At 44.4% G+C, this 19,070-nt stretch carries 18 protein-coding genes; 4 read left to right on the forward strand and 14 right to left on the reverse strand.

Annotated features, from left to right (window positions below):
- Positions 1-54: 54 nt before the first annotated feature.
- The 6 genes from GJB61_RS25175 to GJB61_RS25200 form a co-directional block, all read right to left on the reverse strand.
- Positions 55-1,635 (reverse strand): ABC transporter substrate-binding protein, encoded by a 1,581-nt coding sequence (locus GJB61_RS25175; protein WP_154121789.1) that lies wholly within the window; start codon positions 1,633-1,635, stop codon positions 55-57.
- Positions 1,636-1,698: 63 nt separating this feature from the next.
- Positions 1,699-2,628, reverse strand: a complete 930-nt coding sequence (locus tag GJB61_RS25180) for a carbohydrate ABC transporter permease (RefSeq protein WP_154121790.1) — start codon at positions 2,626-2,628, stop codon at positions 1,699-1,701.
- Between the two features lie 17 nt (positions 2,629-2,645).
- Positions 2,646-3,566 (reverse strand): ABC transporter permease, encoded by a 921-nt coding sequence (locus tag GJB61_RS25185; protein WP_154121791.1) that lies wholly within the window; start codon positions 3,564-3,566, stop codon positions 2,646-2,648.
- Between the two features lie 176 nt (positions 3,567-3,742).
- The gene (locus tag GJB61_RS25190; protein ID WP_338116113.1) at positions 3,743-5,314 is read right to left on the reverse strand and encodes a response regulator; all 1,572 of its coding nucleotides are present in this window, start codon (positions 5,312-5,314) and stop codon (positions 3,743-3,745) included.
- 30 nt (positions 5,315-5,344) lie between these two features.
- The gene (locus GJB61_RS25195) at positions 5,345-7,081 is read right to left on the reverse strand and encodes a sensor histidine kinase (protein WP_154121792.1); all 1,737 of its coding nucleotides are present in this window, start codon (positions 7,079-7,081) and stop codon (positions 5,345-5,347) included.
- A 167-nt stretch (positions 7,082-7,248) separates the two neighbouring features.
- A complete protein-coding gene (locus tag GJB61_RS25200; protein ID WP_154121793.1) occupies positions 7,249-7,932 on the reverse strand; it encodes a helix-turn-helix domain-containing protein in 684 nt (227 codons plus the stop codon).
- A 181-nt stretch (positions 7,933-8,113) separates the two neighbouring features.
- Here GJB61_RS25200 and GJB61_RS25205 point away from each other — a divergent pair, with 181 nt between their 5' ends.
- Positions 8,114-8,731, forward strand: a complete 618-nt coding sequence (locus GJB61_RS25205; RefSeq protein ID WP_154121794.1) for an NAD(P)H-dependent oxidoreductase — start codon at positions 8,114-8,116, stop codon at positions 8,729-8,731.
- A gap of 75 nt (positions 8,732-8,806) precedes the next feature.
- Here GJB61_RS25205 and GJB61_RS25210 read toward each other — a convergent pair whose 3' ends face one another.
- Complete coding sequence (locus tag GJB61_RS25210) at positions 8,807-9,346, reverse strand: DUF1003 domain-containing protein (protein WP_154121890.1); 540 nt, start codon at positions 9,344-9,346, stop codon at positions 8,807-8,809.
- 418 nt (positions 9,347-9,764) lie between these two features.
- Between GJB61_RS25210 and GJB61_RS25220 the strand changes: the two genes are divergently transcribed.
- Positions 9,765-11,489, forward strand: a complete 1,725-nt coding sequence (locus GJB61_RS25220) for a cellulase family glycosylhydrolase (RefSeq protein ID WP_154121795.1) — start codon at positions 9,765-9,767, stop codon at positions 11,487-11,489.
- A gap of 97 nt (positions 11,490-11,586) precedes the next feature.
- On the opposite strand, the gene GJB61_RS25225 is transcribed toward GJB61_RS25220, so the two are convergent.
- Positions 11,587-12,303 carry a DUF554 domain-containing protein gene (locus tag GJB61_RS25225; protein ID WP_154121796.1) on the reverse strand — a complete coding sequence of 239 codons (717 nt, stop codon included), beginning with the start codon at positions 12,301-12,303 and terminating at the stop codon, positions 11,587-11,589.
- Between the two features lie 111 nt (positions 12,304-12,414).
- On the opposite strand from GJB61_RS25225, the gene GJB61_RS25230 reads away from it, so the two are divergent.
- A complete protein-coding gene (locus GJB61_RS25230; RefSeq protein WP_154121797.1) occupies positions 12,415-12,915 on the forward strand; it encodes a hypothetical protein in 501 nt (166 codons plus the stop codon).
- Positions 12,916-12,936: 21 nt separating this feature from the next.
- On the opposite strand, the gene GJB61_RS25235 is transcribed toward GJB61_RS25230, so the two are convergent.
- From GJB61_RS25235 to GJB61_RS25260, 6 genes are read right to left on the reverse strand one after another with little or no spacing between them, the layout of a single operon-like run.
- Positions 12,937-13,590 (reverse strand): M48 family metallopeptidase, encoded by a 654-nt coding sequence (locus GJB61_RS25235; RefSeq protein ID WP_154121798.1) that lies wholly within the window; start codon positions 13,588-13,590, stop codon positions 12,937-12,939.
- A 35-nt stretch (positions 13,591-13,625) separates the two neighbouring features.
- A complete protein-coding gene (locus GJB61_RS25240) occupies positions 13,626-14,423 on the reverse strand; it encodes an ABC transporter permease subunit (protein ID WP_154121799.1) in 798 nt (265 codons plus the stop codon).
- A 33-nt stretch (positions 14,424-14,456) separates the two neighbouring features.
- On the reverse strand, positions 14,457-15,254 hold the full coding sequence (locus GJB61_RS25245; protein WP_154121800.1) for an ABC transporter permease subunit: 798 nt from the start codon (positions 15,252-15,254) through the stop codon (positions 14,457-14,459).
- A gap of 6 nt (positions 15,255-15,260) precedes the next feature.
- Positions 15,261-16,145, reverse strand: a complete 885-nt coding sequence (locus tag GJB61_RS25250) for an ABC transporter ATP-binding protein (protein WP_154121801.1) — start codon at positions 16,143-16,145, stop codon at positions 15,261-15,263.
- A gap of 21 nt (positions 16,146-16,166) precedes the next feature.
- The gene (locus GJB61_RS25255; RefSeq protein WP_338116115.1) at positions 16,167-16,958 is read right to left on the reverse strand and encodes a TetR/AcrR family transcriptional regulator; all 792 of its coding nucleotides are present in this window, start codon (positions 16,956-16,958) and stop codon (positions 16,167-16,169) included.
- Between the two features lie 22 nt (positions 16,959-16,980).
- On the reverse strand, positions 16,981-17,523 hold the full coding sequence (locus GJB61_RS25260) for an STM3941 family protein (protein ID WP_154121802.1): 543 nt from the start codon (positions 17,521-17,523) through the stop codon (positions 16,981-16,983).
- A gap of 162 nt (positions 17,524-17,685) precedes the next feature.
- Between GJB61_RS25260 and GJB61_RS25265 the strand changes: the two genes are divergently transcribed.
- Positions 17,686-18,867, forward strand: coding sequence for a nucleotidyltransferase domain-containing protein (locus GJB61_RS25265; RefSeq protein WP_195724474.1), 1,182 nt, complete (start codon positions 17,686-17,688; stop codon positions 18,865-18,867).
- The last annotated feature ends 203 nt before the right edge of the window (positions 18,868-19,070 follow it).

Consider the following 19,070-nt stretch of genomic DNA (forward strand, 5'->3'; position numbering starts at 1 on the left):
CAAGAAAGCTGCCCCAAAGTCATGCTTTGGAACAGCTCGTTTGTGGTTAATCTTTTATTTATGGGTGGTCAGGAAGGCATCTACCTGAGTTTGCAGTTCGGTCTGAACCTTTTCAATACCCGCAGCTTTCAACTGTTTGATCAGGTCAGCTTGACCCTTATCAACATCTGGAATCAATCCGTATTCCAACGGAATTGCATATCTAAGCATTACGTTGCCGATATTGGCTACTTCATTCTTCACATTAGTATCATTGAAGACGAAAGTTTCCAGAGGGAAGTGATAGATGCTGGACTGCCAGCTGTTGAACATATCGTCAGCTTCTACCGGATAAGAAGCATCCTGACGATTAAGTGGTGAGTTCCAGCCCCAGTTCGAGAAGCCCGTGTAGCCAGCGGCATTCGGACCTGCAGTATACTTGTCGTCACCTTGTGGAACGTAGTTGGTGCCAGAGATACCATACATCGTCAAATCATGAATTTCCTTGTCATTCTGCAGAAGGTCAATCAGCATTAAAGAACGTTCAGCATTCTTGGATGTTGCATGGATCGCCATACCATTCTGTGTAGAAATGGCTGCGATTTTTTTCTTGTCCGGTGTGATATCGGCAATAGCCAGCTCAATTTCTGGTTTATCCCGACGCATTTCGGCTAAGTTAGCGGCAACTGTACCCAAGTTCTGTGCATAAGAAGACACTTTGCCTGCTTTAATATCCTGCCATACATCGTTTTTGTTGCTGACTACATTCTTGGACCATACACCGTTGTCTGCGAGATCCTTGTAGTAGGTGAGCAATTGTTTGAATTCAGGAGTATCGTAGATGTTGAATATTTTACCTGTTGTATCATCCAGATCATAAGCTAGTGGAAGCAGGTTAGCGTCAACCAGATTCCAGTTATTGTTCTGTTCCAGAGTTGCTTGGTCAAGCTCATGCCATTTCCAGCCGTCTGCTGCTTTGGCACCATAAGCGGTAATTCCTTTTTCACTCTTAGCAACCGTTTTCAAATAATTACCGTAGGATTCCAGGTTGGTAATCTCAGGAAGATTGTATTTCTTGCGAAGATCTTCGCGGTACAGAATTACTTTGTCGGTAACTTCAACATTGTTATTAGGAACCATGAACAACTTGCCATCCACTTTTGCTTGTTCCCAAGAAACCTTTGGCATAGCTTCCCAAGTCAGCGGCATGTATTTCGACAGCATATCATCGGTCAATTCCATGAATCCACCTTTCAAAGCCTGGTCATTATAGAATGCCCAGTTAGCGGTGTAGGCGATATCGAAATCTTCATTTGCGGCAAACTTCAGTGGGTATTTCTGTGAATAGTCGGACCAGTCAAGGAACTCCACTTCAACGGTCGCATTGATCTTTGCTTTCAGTTTCGTATTCAGTTCAGCGAATACTTTGTCGTAGTCAGCAGGCTGACCACCGATCATCAGCATTTTTAATTTAACTTCTTTAGATGTGTCTACAGCTCCGGGAACTTCCGTAGCTGCCACATTTTCTGTCTTTGTGTTGGTCTCGGCAGCCGTATTATTCGCATTATTGTTCCCCCCACCGCAAGCACTAAGCAGTGTTGATAACATAAGAACGAATGCCAGCGAAAACGTTAACTTCTTTTTCTTGTTGATCATGACGAGTGTTCCCCCTAATCAAGTATTTTTTTAGTTTCTATTGATAACCAGGTTTCCCTGAGATCATCCTTTTACTGAGCCAAGCGTAAGTCCTGATACAAAATATTTTTGAATAAACGGATAAGCGACCAAGACAGGTCCAGTAGCCACGAGCGTCATCGCCATCTTCAAGCTTTCGGTAGGCAGATCCATATTCACCACGACGCCGGTCTCCATCATTGCCTTACGCATGCCATCCATATTACCTAGCATTTTGTATAAATAGTATTGTAACGGCATGAGATCGGAATTAGAAATAAAGAGCAACGCGTTATACCAATCATTCCAGTAGGCCAGAGCTATAAATAGTCCGATGGTAGCCAGTGCAGGCTTGGACAGCGGAACGATAAGCTTGCGGAAAATCAGGAAGTCACTGGCTCCATCGATCTTCGCCGATTCGTTAATGGCATCTGGAATGCTGCTCATAAACGACTTCATGACGATGATGTAGAACACATTCATCAGTAGCGGCAGAATCAGCACCAGAATCGTATCCTTTAGGTGCAGATTATTCACAATCATCAAATACCACGGCACTAGTCCTCCACTGAACAAGGTGGTGAAGAAGAAGAAGAAGGAGAAATGATTGCGCCATTTAAAATCTCTACGGGATAAGACATAACCCGTCATAGCTGTCAGAAACAATCCACACGATGTGCCGACAACGGTGACGAATATTGTCACGCTGTAGGCTTTTAGCATATCAGCAGGATACTTGAACAGCAGACTGTAGGCTTCGGTGGAAAATGCTTTCGGGAAGATCTGAAACCCATATTGGATAATCGAGCTTTCCTCAGTTAGAGAGGAGGAAAGAATCAGCACAAATGGGAAAAGACAGAATAGGGCAAGCAGCGTAAGTGTTACATATCCGATAACAGAGAGCAGGACACGGTCCGCATGTTTGCGTTTGGCACCCGCTGGCTTAACTTCTAAATTCGCAACCGTTGAACTCATAGTATGACCTCCCTTTCCTAGAATAAAGCTCGATCTTTGTCGTATTTACGCACTGCATAGTTAGCAAATATAATCGTTCCGAACCCGAGCAGCGACTGGTAGAAACCTGCCGCAGCAGACATCCCAATTTCATTTGAAGTCGTAAGTGACCGGAATACGAAGGTATCAATGACGTCTGTCGATGAGAATAGCAGGCCGTTATTGCCGACCATGTTATAGAACATTCCGAAGTCTCCCCGGAAGATGTTTCCAATTGCTAGCAGAACCAGAATGATAACGGTAGGCATCAGATTCGGCACGGTAATTTTCATGATACGTTGGAAGATGTTCGCCCCATCGATCTCGGCGGCTTCGTACATTTCGGTATCAATACCGGTTATAGCTGCCAGATACATGATCGAACCATAACCTAGCGCTTTCCAAGCGGATACTACAACCAGAATGAAAGGCCAATACGAAGGTGTGTTGTACACATCAATGGGAGTCATGCCTAGCCCTTTGAGCAGCACATTTAATGTACCAACATCATAGTTGAAAAGGTTATACGCAATCGCCCCAACCACAACCCAAGAGATGAAATACGGAAGAAATATTGCAGTCTGAGCTAGCTTGCGGAACCATTTACCCACTGCCTCAAACAATAGAATGGCGGCGAAAATCTGCAGCACATTATTAACAACGATAAATGCGATATTGTATAATGCTGTATTTCGCGTTACACGCCAAGCATCACCTGAATTAAAGAAAAACCGGAAATTATCAAGTCCGTTCCAGGGACTCCCAAAGACACCACCGGTGTAGCTGTATTGCTTAAAAGCCAGTATGATACCTGCCATAGGTAAGTACGCAAACACCAGAAAGAATATAACAGCAGGTGTTAGCATGAGTAGCAGCGTTTTATATTTTTTTACATCACTCCAGAAGCCGTGTCGGTTCATCTCTACTCCCCTTTCTTTGTCTCTACATGCTTCATTATAAAGGGGTGTGCAGTTCCTGTGGATTCAGCCAAGCAACTAAAAGCAATACTAATTCACCGATCGCAAATTTTTTTGAGGTTTATTTACAAAAAAAAGACCTGCGGTCTGCATACGACCGAAAGCCAGCTTTGCTGTTTCTATATTTTGTTCTTCTTCCGAAACTCCCCGGGTGTCATGCCTGTTGTCTGCTTAAACTGCCGGTTGAAGTAAATCATGTTCTTATAGCCCATCCGCTCGGCAATCTCATAAATCTTCAGGGTCGGATCTGTAAGCAGCTCGCATACGGAGTTCGTCTTGCGCTCATTCACGTAATCGCTAAACGGCACCTTGGTTTCTTCTTTAAACAGAAAGCCCAAATAATTCGGTGTGAAATCGAAATGTGCCGCGACCTCTTTGAGCGTAATCTTCTTCTCCAGGTTCTCTTCTACGTACCGCATGATCTCATCAATCAGCTTGCGCTTTTGCCGCTGCCGCTTCACATACAGCAGTTCTGACAGCTCGAAGAATCTCCGTCTTAGCCAAGAAAGGATGTCATGAATCGTCTCGAATTGGAATAAAATATCCGGCTGGTGCAACTCCCACTGCAAGATCTCGTACAGGTTCTCGTTCTGCTGCTGGAGCGCCGCATGCAGATTGGAGGTGATACGAACGATTAACTCATACACATCTTTCTTCCGGGCCACAGGCATATCCCCGTTAAACAGCTCTAGCAAATGATCGTCAATGGCTACCAGATCATATTCGATGATCGCTTCCAGCAAGTGTCCCACTGTTGTGTCGATACGGCCCCCCCGAGTATCCCGTGGAGACGACTCCATCGTGTCGCGAATCAGCCGGTTCTTGCCAAGCAGCCATTTGGCGCTAAGCGCCGCCTCTGCTAATCGATAAGACTCATGTAATGCCGCATCATCATAAGCGTACCGCCCTACTCCGACAGTAACAGTATAAGCTGAGGCCTTCGCAACCTTCTGGATGAGTTCCTCCAGCTGATTCAGGAAGGGCTCCTTCGGTATGGCTGAAAGGATGACAAACCGGGTCGGGTAGGCCGCGATCAGCGTCCCAAGCTTCGCCTCTGTAGCAAAGGACTTAATAATTAAAGCAATTTGCCGGGTCTTAATCCGCGATTCCTCCTCAGAGAGATCCCGCAGCTTCCATTCCAGATCATCGATTTCCACGATAGCAACAGCAGAACCGCCCAGCAGGAGCGGATCGAGCACACTTCGAAGATGTGACTCTGCCGGGCCCGGTGCCTCGTCATCGAACCAACGAAGCAGCAGCTCTTCATTCACCAGCGACAACGCCTCCGTGAAGGAGCGGTCCTTTTCCCGTTCCTGCTCCATTTTCTCGCAGAGCGAACGTAACATCTCATATAGATCCTTATCTTCGACAGGCTTGAGTAAATAACCGGAGGCATTGATCTGGATCGCTTCTTTAGCATAGCTAAAGTCCTCATGACCACTGATAAACACAATCTTCACGTTCGGGTTCACAGCCTTCGCCTTGCGGGCAAATTCGATTCCCGTCATAATCGGCATGCGGATATCCGACAGAATAATATCGATCCGTTCTTCCTCCATGACCTTGAGGGCAAGGAAGCCGCTATTCGCCGTACCCGCTACCTGGATGTCCAATTCGCTTGCAAGCACCCGGCGGCGCAGCCACTCCAAGTCTACGGCTTCATCGTCTACCAGCAATACATTAATGCTCACCCTAAGACCCCCTTCTCTTGATGTATTTCATTATGTGGCGCTCTCGTCAGCATCGTTACGATCCCGAACATCCGCCGGAAAAAGCAGCTGTACCGTCGTACCCGCTCCATAAATACTTGCGATATTCACACCATACGCATCGCCGTACCTTAGCTTTATCCGCTCATCTACATTCTTCACACCATAGCCGCCAGCCTGAGTAGGCCCTGTCATCAATTTTCTAACGGTCTCTGGACGCATGCCAATCCCATTATCGATTACCTTCAGCTCGATGCGGTCGCCTATCCGTTTGCCGGTCAAGCGGATCGCAATCGTCTCTCCAAACCAAGCATGCTTAAAGACATTCTCCACAAAGGGCTGTAGAACCAGCTTAATAATCTGCATGTCCAGAATATCCGGATCAACATCGACATAGATGGTAAATGCATCGGCGTATTTTACCCGCTGAATTTCAAGATAGGTCTCTACCTGCTCCAGTTCTTTTTCCAGCAGGATATACACGTTCCCTTGATTTAGCGTCAGCCGGTAGAAACGGGAAAGACCCTGTACCATGCCCGTTACTTTTTCTATCTCACCAAGGTTTGCCAAGCTGTTGATCGTCGAAAGTGTATTATACAGGAAGTGGGGGTTAATCTGCGCTTGCAACGCCTCCAGCTCCGCCTGTTTCTTCTGAATACCCTGCACATATACGCTGTTGATCAGCTCCTGGATATTGATCGCCATGACATTAAATGCAGCGGCAATTTGCACGAATTCATCGTTGCCAGAGAAACGTATCCGTTTCTGAAAGTTGCCCTCCTGGAAGGATCGGACGAGACCTACAATCCGCGACATTTTCCGTCCAGACAGGCGTGCAACGATGAAACCGATAAATGTCATGACGATAAAGCTGATTGCGCACACTCCGAGAATGACCTTTTGCAGCTTGCCAGCATCCCTTGTCAAATAAGTGTGAGGCACCAAGGTTTCAATTACAAAATCCGACCCGGGGATCTTCTCATGGAGACTTAAATAAGAATCTTGAGTGTCTCCCTGTTCAGCCGTGCCGCTCTGGTATATGGGATTCCCTGTCTTCTGATCTACCAACCGAAGTGTCACCCCATCTTCAACCGGAAAGGCGGAGAACCCGCCGAGCAAGTCTCCCAAGGACGCCGTTATCCGGACATAGCCGATCACCGTTTTATAGTCGCTGAAAGAGACCAGCCGGCGAATATGCGAGATGTTGCCCAGCAACTGATCCGTATCAATCTGAATCCAGATATTGTCCCGTTCCGAATCCTTTAGGGCCTGGTACCATTCGGTGTCAGCGATATCTTCAAAGGGCAGAATGTAATAATCACTGTCCTTAATGGGTTCCTCCAGGTTATCACCCGACACGATGTTCAAGTCACTATTCAGCGTATAGAGCATGAAGCGGATATTGTTTCCAAAGAGCTGTAAGGGCGATTTCAGTTGGGGAACGATCTCATCCAGCATGGTTAGATAGATATCGAGTCGATCTCCCTTCTTCTGGAGCGCACGCTGAAACGGCAGGCTGCCGAACAACGTATCCGACATCCGCTGGATTTCATCCATCTGATAGCGGATATTGTTCCTGGCCTGCTCCATTCCAGTGCGGATATTCGTTTCGGCCATTTCAGTCCGTGACTCGGTCAGCATGGAATAAGAAATGTATCCAATAAGCACGTCCGTCAGCAGTACAAGAAGTAAATAGGGAATCATCATTTTATAGGTGAACGGCATAAACCGCTGCTTCTTGATCGCCATTATTGCTTACTTCCTCTATGTCGAATTTGGTATGTTTATATTGTATTTGATAATAGTCTAAAATAGTTAGCACAATGCTAGGAATCGATAGCACTATATGAACATAGGGCTAAATCCGAGTAAAAAAGAACAAAGTCCAGGCCTATATTTCGGCTCGGACTTTACTCTTACACATCAAAGGAGGTGAAAAAAACATCCTTGAGAATCGTCTTCGCTTTCTTTAAATCACGTTGATCCAACTGTTGAAGCATCTCTACGATTTCATTCATTCCCACAGTTTCAATGGTTTCAGAATCTTCCTCTACGGAATGGCTTAAACGTTCTGCTTCAGCTTGCGCAGCTGTGGACTCTGGATTAATCCAGGATGCTTGCAGGGTATCCTCAAGTCCTCCGATCACAAACAATAATTCCTCCACATTGTATTTCTGCAAAAATTGATTTATCCCCACATTCATACGCCTATGTAGCGCTTCATGCAAATGAAAAATTTCTTTACCCAAGAGAGTTGTACGAAAATACACTTCTTTTTTATTATCTGGCAGAAACTCTATGCTTATAATTTGTTTAAGTAACAATTTCCGGGTAACTTTGGACACACTGCCCTTAGGAATTCCAAATTTCTTCGAAATGGTCGTTCCATTTACCGGCTCCAGCTGCCCAATAGCATCTATGACATGAAGCATCATGACTGTAGAATCCTCAAGAAAATTAAGAATAGCAGGATTACTGCAGTTCTGTCGCAACCACTGCTTCTCTTCGTCATCCTCCATTTGAAACCGTTTCTGTAGCATAGGTATAGTATCCATCACTTTTTTTATTAAACTATCTTTGTCATCTGAAGAATGAATCATAGAACGGTCTCCTTATAAGCTCAACTTATTCATACACATATGCCTATCCAGTTTAACAAGAAACAAAAGATAAATAAAGTTTCCCGGAAACAATATTGACAAAATGGAGACGTCAGGATTATTATATCCGTAGAAACTATTTAGTATCCAAGAAACAATAAATTGAAGAGGAGCTTTTTATATGAAATTCTTAATTGTCTTCGACCATCCGTACGGGGCTTCCTCCTCTGAGAATACTCCACACCATAGAAGTTATTCGGCCGCCCTATTGGCCGCTGTTATGCGTGGACTCAGCACTAAGGGTCACACATCTGATCTCATTGATCTGCATGCCGACGGATTTAATCCGGTTACCTCAGCCGAAGAGCTTGCCGCATGGCGGCAACAGAAGACCAAAGACCCGCTCGTAGTTTCTTACCAAGAGCGTCTTATAGCTGCCGATCATATTGTCTTCATATTTCCGATCTGGTGGGAATCCATGCCCGCGCTTACCAAAGGCTTCCTCGATAAGGTATTTGTAAAAGGTACGATTTACGACGAGCCTAAACCAGGACGTCCCTTCGTCCACATGCTTCCGAATAACAAGGGGGTTTCCCTGTTGACGGTAATGAGTACGCCAGACTTCATCTATCGCTGGGTCTTCGGCAACCCCATTACCAAGATGTTATTCCGTGGCACCTTTCGCAAGATGGGTATCCATAAGCTTCGCTGGTACAATTATACGGGGATGTCGAGACGCAGTTTAGAACAACGAGTGCAGTATCTTAACAAAACAGAGCAACGCTTCGCACGCTTATAACTCCTCTAAACAAGAAGAAACGGCTTCGCCTCCTTAACATAGACGGCAACCGTTTCTTCGAAAAATATAGTCCATTCAACTCGGTGAGTTGCTGGAGCTATTAGTTCCTGCTTGAGCATCAAGTTTATTTTCAATTTCGGCAAGGCGATGATCAATTTTGTGCAATAATTTCTGAATGGCTAAATTCTCTTGCTCTGCCTTGAAATTAATTGCAAAATCCATAATCGATTCTTGCTTATCTCTCGCAGCCTGGCGATTCTGACTCATTAGAATGACCGGAGCTTGTAAGGCGGCCAAACAAGAAAGAATCAGATTCAACAGAATAAACGGCGATTTATCAAAATGAACGGTAAAACCAATGATATTCCAAACCATCCATAACAATAAGAAGGAAATAAAAATAATAATAAACGGCCAGCTGCCACCAAACGAAGCTATATTATCCGCAAGTCGCCCCGACCAGCTCGTCCCCTTCGCTTGCTCTTCATCCAAATGCGCTTCAATATCACCCTTGTATTCCTTCACCATTTTGGTAACCCGTCTAATGTGTACTTCACTCAGTTTTTTTCCCGGAGCCACATTTAGATCTTCAACTACGTTTTGCTCATCTTTCATTGACATTTCCTCACCTCGTGCTTCTAGTTTATCATTATTTGTTTCAATATCTACCTACTGTGTTTAAGAGTTATTACCAGATGCTAATCACACATGAATTAAAAAGGAGCGACTTACTATGAACCTATTACTTATCATCATAATAGTTATACTATTATTTGGTGGCGGCGGATTCTTCTACAGCAGAAGAAGATAAATAACGATTTGAGTATCAAAAAGTAAGCATAAAGCATTCCTCACAGTTTTAGTAGGTGAAGGATGTTTTATGCTTGTTTTTTTGTTTATATTAGATTTTTTTAGATATAACCACTAATTATTACCTGATTTTTCCGCTAATTATTAAGGTATTCTCTGAAGAAGCTCTGTGATATCTTATAAAAAGTAAACGCTTTCAAATATACTCGAAAAGGAGATTACAATGACCAAGCGAACGCTCAAATCCTTATTTTCACTGGCCCTAGTCGCTGCCCTTCTATTCTCATTGTTCCCATCCAGTATTGCTGCCGCTGCCTCAACCCCTGAGCAACAACCGAAAGTAGCTTCTAAGAGCAAAATCCAGTCCTATGTTGATGATATGCAGCCCGGCTGGAACCTCGGCAATACGTTCGATGCCACAGGTGCTGACGAAACCTCGTGGGGAAATCCGCGTGTTACCAAAGAGCTCATTAAACAGATTGCCAAGCAAGGTTACAAAAGCATCCGGATTCCAATCACTTGGGATCTGCATATGAGTGCTGCACCTGAGTATACGATAGATCCGGCGTACCTGAAACGTGTAGAAGAGGTTGTTGGTTGGGCGCTGGATGCCAATCTTTATGTGATGATTAACCTCCATCATGACTCTTGGCTATGGGTAAGCTCTATGGAGAAGCAGCATGATGAAGTGCTGGCGCGTTATAATGCGGCCTGGATCCAGATTGCCAACCACTTCAAACAGCAGTCCAACAAGCTGATGTTTGAGAGCATCAATGAACCCCGTTTCTCTGAAGGGGGAACTGTAGATGAAGCGACAATGGAGCAGTTGCTGAAGGAGCTTAATACGTCCTTTTATCAGATTGTGAGAAAGTCCGGAGGGAATAATGCGGTGCGTCCGCTCGTCCTGCCGACACTTCAGACCTCACCTACGCAAGACAGAATGAACAGTCTTTATAACACCATCACAGAGCTGAACGATCCCAACCTGATCGCCACCGTCCATTACTATGGCTTCTGGCCGTTTAGTGTCAACATTGCGGGCTATACCAAGTTTGAAAAAGATACCCAAAACGATATCACCCAAACCTTTGATAATGTCTACAATACATTTGTCGCCAAGGGTATTCCTGTCATTGTAGGCGAATACGGACTGCTAGGCTTCGATAAGAGTACAGGCGTCATCGAACAGGGTGAGAAGCTGAAGTTCTTCGAATTTCTGACCCACTATCTCAAAGAAAAGAACATTACCTCCATGCTGTGGGATAACGGCCAGCATTTCAACCGACTGAGCTTCAAATGGTCAGATCCTGAGCTGTATAACGTAATGAAAGCAGGCCTGAAGACTCGTTCCTCCAATGCGGAAAGCGATCTGATCTATCTGGCTAAAGGTACCCCTATCCAGGATACCAAGATCAATCTGAGCTTAAACGGAAACAAACTGACGTCCCTCAGTGTAAGTGGTAAAGCACTGAAAAAGGGCTCGGACTATGAGCTGAACGGTGAAGTCTTAACGCTTAAAGCCAGCGCACTAACCAAGCTGACGGCAACAGGTACGTTAGGCATCAACGCCGTTCTGACGGCGAAGTTCAACAAAGGTGTAGACTGGAATTTCAAAGTTATCCTATTTAACACACCCACACTAAGCAATAGCGAAGGTACGACAGATGCCTTTACCATTCCAACAGCCTTTAACGGTGATCAGCTTGCTACTATGGAGGCTGTGTATGCCGCTGGAGGCAATGCCGGCCCACAGGACTGGACTTCCTTCAAGGAATTCGGCAATACCTTCAATCCTTCCTATGACACTAATGAGATTAAGCTGCTGCCAGCCTTCTTTAATGAGGTGAAGGACGGCGAAGTGATTCTCAAATTCCACTTCTGGAGCGGCGAGATTGTTACGTACACGATCACGAAGAGCGGAGCGAGTATTGTAGGCAAAACTTCCTAACAACAGGCAACTGATAAGCTGAAAAACAGCAAAAGGCATTTTCTAAGGGGAATACTTAGAGAATGCCTTTTTGGGCGGTAATATAATAGGTCTAGGGTTACCCGAAATACAGGTTATACCCGTAGCTCAGCACAACCAGTAGTATTGCAACGAGTATACCTGGAAGAAGATTGGCCACCTTCACTTTGGTGATCCCCAGCAAGTTCAACCCTATAGCCATGATCATAATACCGCCGACCGCGGTCATTTCGGTGATGCAATCATTCATTAATACATCGGGCACGAACCGGGTGATCTGTGTCGCCATGAGCGCGATAGCCCCTTCATAGACAAAGACGGGTATGGCTGAGAACAATACCCCCATCCCAAGCGTGGAGGTCAAGAGAATGGATATGAAACCATCCATGATCGCCTTGGTGTACAGGATATCATGATTCCCCTTAATCCCACTGTCCAAAGCACCAAGAAACCCCATTGCGCCAACTACAAATACCAGACTGGCCGTAACAAATCCCTGAGCGATACTCCCCGGCTCATTGGAGCCCACTCGCCGCTCCAGCCACTGGCCCGCGCGGTTGAACTTATCTTCGAGATCAATCCACTCCCCCACTACGGCCCCAATGACCAGACTCAGAATAACAATCAGGAAATTCCCGCTTTTGAAGCCCATTTGTATGCCGAGCACGATAATAGCCAAGCCAATTCCATTCATGACCGTGTTCTTCATGCTTTCAGGTATCCGGCGCAGCAGCCGGCCGAGTAAAGTCCCCAAGATAATCGCAATTCCGTTAACTAAAGCCCCCAGTAGAACCATTGACTCTTACTACCCCCATTTTATCTGTATAACTAAATAACTACATTAATTCCACACATCTCTCTTATAAGATAGGTTTGAATAATAAAACACGAGGAGTATGTGGAACCTATGAAAAACGTGATTTACAAGTACCTGGTTTATGTTATTTACTTTCTAGGTATAGGAATGACTTCTAGCGGAATCGTTCTTATGCCTTTTAATGCCGTAAGATACTCAATAATCCTTATTATTGGATTAGGCTTGTTTCTTGCTGGATCCGTATTTAATGAAATAGTTATTAATCATCATAAAATGACAGCTTCAGAAAGCGTTAAATTGATTACTTTATCCTTAACCTTAGCCTTAGGTATTGGCATGATTAGCGGAGGTATCTCTCATTTTAAAGAAAGCCCCAGATATGTCTCCTATTTGATCCCTATGGGTACTATTATTTCATTTATTAGCTTTGTGCTGAAGAATAATTTCAAGCTAGTAAAAAAAGAAAAACTAATGCTGTATACAGGTGTAGTTGTAGTAGCACTAATTCTCTTTATCTCACTTACTTTGGCGGTCAATAGTATAAGCATGAATATGACTCCGGGTGGAGATATCTTCAAAATGGCCCATTAACAGTAACCACAGCCTTCATTGCTAAAGTGTCATCGCTTCCCCATGTCTGGCTAGAAAGTCTTGCTTCTCTTTATAATCCGGCATAATACTTCCCAACCGTCTCCAGAACGAGCGATCATGATTCATATGCAGCAGATGACAGAGTTCATGGATGATCACATAATCAATCACTTCAACAGGGGCCATCGCCAAACGGTAATTGAAAGTGAGCTTCTTATCTGAGCTGCAGCTTCCCCATTTAGTCCTAGATTCGACGACCTCAATGGATTTGGGTTTGACTCTTAGTTCTGCTTGATAATCTTTGATGCGTTCGCCTACAATCTTCTTACACTTGGCAAAATAGAATTTCTTGAGCTCTTTCTTCAGTTCCTCTTCCGATAACTCCCCCGTCTGGATTAACTCCTGCAGCAGATACTCTTTGCCCAGATACAGAAACTTTCCCTCATCCTGATATTCTTTGGCTTCTGGGGTTGCGCGGGCGGCCTCAAGGATCTGGGATTGCTCCAGTATCCATTTTCCGTGCTTTCCTACCACGCTCATAATCATCTCTTCACTTGCTTCTTTGGGAGCTTTAACCGTGATATGCCCTACTGTATCCAATTGAATGGAAATCTTCTTGGCATTCCCGTACTGAACATTAAAGCTTATCATATGATTCTCAAATTCAATCTTCATGCACACCATCGTTTCTATAACGTTATGTCTAACATTTACACATTCAAATCTCTTTTGCGGAAAAAAGTATAGGTCACCCAGAACAGCACCACTATCATCGCGGCGGACAACAAGACAAAGCCAACATCCAACCCCCCACCGTACATCACATTTTTCGCTTCAAAATATTTGAAGGGCGTAATATATTTCAAGTTGGCTAGCTTATCATTCAAATCGATGGCCATCGACAACACGAACGTAAGCAGCAATATTCCTGTAGCTAAGGAGGCCGCTGAGTTGGGTTTCTTTTTGACCGCTGCAAGGGCCGTCCCAATCCCCATAAACAAGATCTGCACAATAAACATGCCCAGCATCGTCATCGCGATATCTCTAACAACCGCTTCACCCTTGCTATATTGCCCTACTATGATTATGGACGAAACCAGTGTAACCACATTGAAAATGACGATATTCACGAATGCAGCCAGCAACTTGGCAGTGATGATGTTATTTCGGGAGACTGGCTTTACGAATAAAAACTCCGAGGTCTTATCCCGCTCTTCCTTGGAGATGATATTCGCTCCCAACATAGCCGCATGAATAGTAGCCATTAATAACAGATAGAGGTAGAGAATTCCATAATAACCGCTGGCTTTGTCCAGGTCCAGGTTGCCAATACCCAGTATAGCTTGCAAGGACTTCGGCATCTCTGACATCATACCACTCATGGATTGACCAGATGACGATAACCCGGCATATTTACTCATTCCAGATACAACCATCAGGAACACACCGATACTCCAAAATAGTAGTGATTTACGATTAGCTCTCATTTCTCTCCAAAATATATTCATTCCTTAACCCCTCCTCTTCCCCCACAGCATGAGCTAAACCGCATGAATATCCTTTTTAGAATAGATTATATAACTAACTGCAATCGCGATCACAATAAGGGCCGCCGCTACAATCAAATAAGTTGTCTCATAGCTCGAATTCTGCAGGATATAGGCTGTATCCACATATTTAAAGGGAGAAAAGTAGCGCAGGCTCTCCTGATCTGCTGTTCCGCCAATCATCCCGATAAAGTAGAACGTAAAGACCGTGGCCAGCGAAACCGTCAAGACGGATTTAATCTTTCTAACGACGACAGAGATCACTATTCCTAAAGCTAGAAAGATAAGCTGAACGAACAACAGCGACAGGCTAAGCAATACGAATGTTTGCAGACTATAATCTTCCAACTTAACTTGGGAGGCCATCATTAGCGCAGCAGCACCGTACACCATATTAGTTAGGATCAAGGATACAAATGCGGCTGAGAGCTTAGCAGTAACAATGGTTGTACGTGTGACAGGTTTGGTTAAGAGGAAATCTGCCGTTTTTTCCCGAATCTCCTTAGAGACAATCGAAACTCCTATATTCATCGCCTGAATGGCTCCGATCAGCACGATAAACGTTAAACTATAGGAATAGAACCCGAGCAGTGTAAATAAATTATCCAAGTTCATGCCTAATGCTGTTCTTAGAGATTCCGGGTAGCCTTCCAGTAGTTTAGTGAAATCCGCCGCATCCTTAGCAAACGTAGGGAAAATAGACATAAATAATACCATCATCGCGATTAGTGATATTGACCATGTGATCGTGGATTTACGGTAGGCCTTTAACTCATGCCAAAAGATATTCATAACGTTCTAGGCCTCCTTTACATAGTAGTGCATAAAGATCTCCTCAAGATCCGGCTCTTCGATCCATACGTTGGCGATTTCAGTTTCAGCAATCTTTTTCAACACGATATTGAGGTTGCCTTTAAATAGGAAGCTGACGTTGTTACCCTCCACCTCTAATTTACTCACGCCTGCTACATCAAAGTAACTCTTATCCAGGTTGGCTTTCGTGTGAATCTTGAATTTCTTATAGTTGTTTTCTTGCAGGGTACTAATTTTCTCAACCGTAACGATCTTACCTTCTTTAATAATTGCCACCCGACTACATAACCGCTGAACCTCACTTAAGATATGGGAGGAAAATAACACCGTAACGCCCTTTTGATGCTCGATCTCCAGCAATTCAAAAAATTTCTGCTGCATCAGCGGATCTAACCCGCTAGTGGGTTCATCCAAGATAATGAGCTTCGGCTCATGGAGCAGCCCTTGGACAATTCCGACCTTCTTTTTGTTTCCCAAGGATAAATCATCAATTTTCTTCGTAAGATCCAGATCCATGATTTCCGCGAGTTCCTTGATTCGTTTCGTACAGTCCTTTTTATAGAAGCTGGCTGAATATTTCAACAGGTCGATTACCTTCATATTGTCGTAATAGAATACTTCAGAAGGCAAATAACCGATCTGCTTTTTGATTTCGGGAGCGAATGCAATACAATCCTTGCCAAAGATCTTCGCACTTCCGCTGGTTGGATAAATTAATGACAATAAGGTTCTGATGGTCGTCGATTTCCCGGCACCATTGGGGCCAATGAAGCCAAAGATCTCACCCTCTTCGACATTAAAGCTAATGTCTGTAATCCCTCTGGACTTGCCATAGGTTTTGGTCAGGTTATTAATTTCGATTACATTCATGATCCGTTCCTCCCTTGATTCCTATTTATAAAAAGCATTCTTTAGGATCTCGCTATAACTGTCCATTTCCGCTAAGATTTCCTCTAGCTTCATTTGATCCAACGGAGTAGTTGCCACTTTAGCCTGCAGCTGAGAAGCGAAGCCTTCCATGGTCCAAAAAATAATCTGCATCGTCTTCGTGATGTTGGTTCCGTCTTTAAATTTAGAATAATCCAGATTCGCAAAAAAATCGGTGTATCCCTTATCCAATAATTCCTTTATCCTGCGCTCCAAATCCACTTTGACTTCATCAGCATCTTCGGGATAAGCGGCCTTGATGAAATCGAAGGCATCAGGATATTTTTGAAAAAGACCAAACTTAAGGATGGCCACCTGCCTGTATCGGATGAAAATATCATTTTCGATCCAATCAATCTTGGCATGTATTTCCTCCAGCAGCATCTCCATAAAATGATCGTACAGAAATAAGTACAGGTCCTTCTTATTATTAAAATAGTGAAACAATAAGCCCTTTGATATTTCAGCTTCCTTCACAATTTCATTCGTAGATGCAATTTGATACCCTTTTTTGGCGAATTCCTTCAGGGCTGCATTTAATATTCGATCCTGCTTCTCCGTGTTCAGATTTAGAAATTTCGCAAACAATGGATTCACCTCGCGATAGCATTGACTACTCTGGTCAATCTGATTGTAGACTCCTTGACCCCTGCGGTCAATATGTTTACTGGCAACAACGAAAACCAGCCAGTCTCCAATAACCCGGAGACTGGCTAGTTTATCTGCTGATTCTGTTGCACATAGTAATGAAGGCAAACCGAGTAATCCCTATTGGTTCTTATCTAGATTCTTTCTCGTGTGCCGTTTGTTTTTCCGTAATCATCTCTATTAATTCTTCTATGGAGCAAGCTAATGTTTTGACCGGTATATTCACCTGAGTATCAATCAACTTCTTGTTGATTTTATATAACATTCGCTTAAACCCTTGGGTACGATCAATAATTAGATTTGCATCGTATGTTGTTATTCCTAACAAAATTTGTTTCTGATAATTGATTAGAGCAATCTCATCAATCTCTTCCCATTTAATTAATCCTGCTGCCAAATAGCTTGAGTTGTCAAAAATACCCTCATTCGAGATGACGACTGCTGGTTTTCCAGCTATCAAGGTTTTTACGTAGTACAATAAACACAATAAAAAAATGAGAACAACAACAACCCCCACAACTCCGACGATATATACATTAATATCACTATTCCCACTGCCTACAGCAATAACAGTGAATAAAATGAAGACCGCGCCGAGCAAGAGAAATACAACGGAAAGCAAAGTAACAAACATAATCCTTTTTCGTGAGGCTAATATCGTGTAATTTTCCATTTTCAACCCTCTCCAATTATCATTCGGAATTCAATCTAGTTATATCACTTGAACATTGGAATTGACAGTTTTCTGTTAGCGATGTTACGCTCACAGTACGTTCGAGCGTTCTCTAAACAGAACGAATTCTATCTTGTTTGGATAATAAGAAGGAGAGTTCCTATGACTGACCGGTATGCCCTAGATAAAGGGCGCTTATCTTCGGAATTATTGCTTCTACTTACGCTTCTTGCCACGGACAACATCGACGAGACGGCGGATCGAGAGCCGGAACTATTCGCAGATATAGACTGGGAGCTGTTTATCCGGCTAAACTTGCATCATCGCATATATCCCTTCTTATATCCCAAGCTTAGCCGTATGCGTGAAGAGTGTGTGCCTACCCTGGTTATCCAGCGGTTGAAGAATGAATACCGCCGCAATACTGTGCAAATGCTGCAGCTTAGTGGCGAAATGGGGCGAATTGGCGATGAACTGGCTCGCTTGAATATACGCTCTTTGTTTCTGAAGGGGCCTGTACTTGCCTTGGATTTATACGGTGACGTCTCGCTTCGCACCTCGCGTGACCTCGATTTCATCGTGCCCTTGGAACAACTGGCTGAAACGGAAGCCCTGCTGGTCCAGCTCGGGTATGTAAAGGAAGAGGAATTCGAGTCTATCTTGGGAGATTGGAAATGGAGACAGCATCATACGACCTTCAATCACTCCGTCACTTCGATCAAAGTCGAAGTCCACTGGAGATTGAACCCCGCTCCTTCGAAAGAGCCTGATTTCGATGAGCTATGGACGCGCGCGCGAGCAAGCAGTCTCGGACGGAATGTCTATTATTTAGGCAAAGAGGATCTATTCCTGTTCCTGAGCGCTCACGGATCCAGACACGGCTGGTCAAGACTGCGCTGGCTGCTCGATATTAAGCAGCTGTTAGCGCAACAGCCAGCGCCCGGCGCGTTGATTCAGCTCCTTCAGCGGTATCATTATAGCAATATGGGGGGGCAGGCCCTGCTATTGGCGGCCGCTTTACTAGAGGCACCCATAGATCCCGCCCTGTCAGGTTTGACAGACAGCCCTAAGGCCCACCGGTTAGCAGAACTTTCCATGTTCTACATAGAGCGATTGGTCAACCTGAATAATCCTCCGCTCGCGCCGGAAGTGGAGCGGCATTACAAATATTATCAACCAGCGATTCTAACGCGTCCGCAGCAGCTCCTGTACGTACTGGGATTCCTGTATCCTTATGCGGCAGACGCCAAGACACTTCCGCTGCCTAAGCCGCTGCACTTTCTGTATTTCCCTTTGCGTCCCTTTTTATGGGGCTGGAGAAAAGCGGTCGGCGCGGACAAGTGAGGCTTGTTCCACTATCTTTGGATAAGTTCGATCCACAAGAAGAAATGGCTTCGCCGTCCTTGGCTGCAGACCTCCATCTTTGCAAGCAAAAAAGAATCATCCGGACTGAAAAGCCCCTATTTACTCGGAATCAGGCAATTTGGGAGTTTGGCGGACTCAAGGGACGCTATTGATTGAATTTCTTCCCAAAAGAACCTGTTTTT

The sequence above is a fragment of the Paenibacillus monticola genome (genome assembly GCF_009664975.1).
GTDB lineage: Bacteria > Bacillota > Bacilli > Paenibacillales > Paenibacillaceae > Paenibacillus_AQ > Paenibacillus_AQ monticola.

Coding starts and splice junctions, on each gene's coding strand:
- GJB61_RS25175 (WP_154121789.1), bottom strand. CDS start 1,635: ATGATCAACAAGAAAAAGAAGTTAACGTTTTCGCTGGCATTCGTTCTT.
- GJB61_RS25180 (WP_154121790.1), bottom strand. CDS start 2,628: ATGAGTTCAACGGTTGCGAATTTAGAAGTTAAGCCAGCGGGTGCCAAA.
- GJB61_RS25185 (WP_154121791.1), bottom strand. CDS start 3,566: ATGAACCGACACGGCTTCTGGAGTGATGTAAAAAAATATAAAACGCTG.
- GJB61_RS25195 (WP_154121792.1), bottom strand. CDS start 7,081: ATGGCGATCAAGAAGCAGCGGTTTATGCCGTTCACCTATAAAATGATG.
- GJB61_RS25200 (WP_154121793.1), bottom strand. CDS start 7,932: ATGATTCATTCTTCAGATGACAAAGATAGTTTAATAAAAAAAGTGATG.
- GJB61_RS25205 (WP_154121794.1), top strand. CDS start 8,114: ATGAAATTCTTAATTGTCTTCGACCATCCGTACGGGGCTTCCTCCTCT.
- GJB61_RS25210 (WP_154121890.1), bottom strand. CDS start 9,346: ATGAAAGATGAGCAAAACGTAGTTGAAGATCTAAATGTGGCTCCGGGA.
- GJB61_RS25220 (WP_154121795.1), top strand. CDS start 9,765: ATGACCAAGCGAACGCTCAAATCCTTATTTTCACTGGCCCTAGTCGCT.
- GJB61_RS25225 (WP_154121796.1), bottom strand. CDS start 12,303: ATGGTTCTACTGGGGGCTTTAGTTAACGGAATTGCGATTATCTTGGGG.
- GJB61_RS25230 (WP_154121797.1), top strand. CDS start 12,415: ATGAAAAACGTGATTTACAAGTACCTGGTTTATGTTATTTACTTTCTA.
- GJB61_RS25235 (WP_154121798.1), bottom strand. CDS start 13,590: ATGAAGATTGAATTTGAGAATCATATGATAAGCTTTAATGTTCAGTAC.
- GJB61_RS25240 (WP_154121799.1), bottom strand. CDS start 14,423: ATGAATATATTTTGGAGAGAAATGAGAGCTAATCGTAAATCACTACTA.
- GJB61_RS25245 (WP_154121800.1), bottom strand. CDS start 15,254: ATGAATATCTTTTGGCATGAGTTAAAGGCCTACCGTAAATCCACGATC.
- GJB61_RS25250 (WP_154121801.1), bottom strand. CDS start 16,145: ATGAATGTAATCGAAATTAATAACCTGACCAAAACCTATGGCAAGTCC.
- GJB61_RS25260 (WP_154121802.1), bottom strand. CDS start 17,523: ATGGAAAATTACACGATATTAGCCTCACGAAAAAGGATTATGTTTGTT.
- GJB61_RS25265 (WP_195724474.1), top strand. CDS start 17,686: ATGACTGACCGGTATGCCCTAGATAAAGGGCGCTTATCTTCGGAATTA.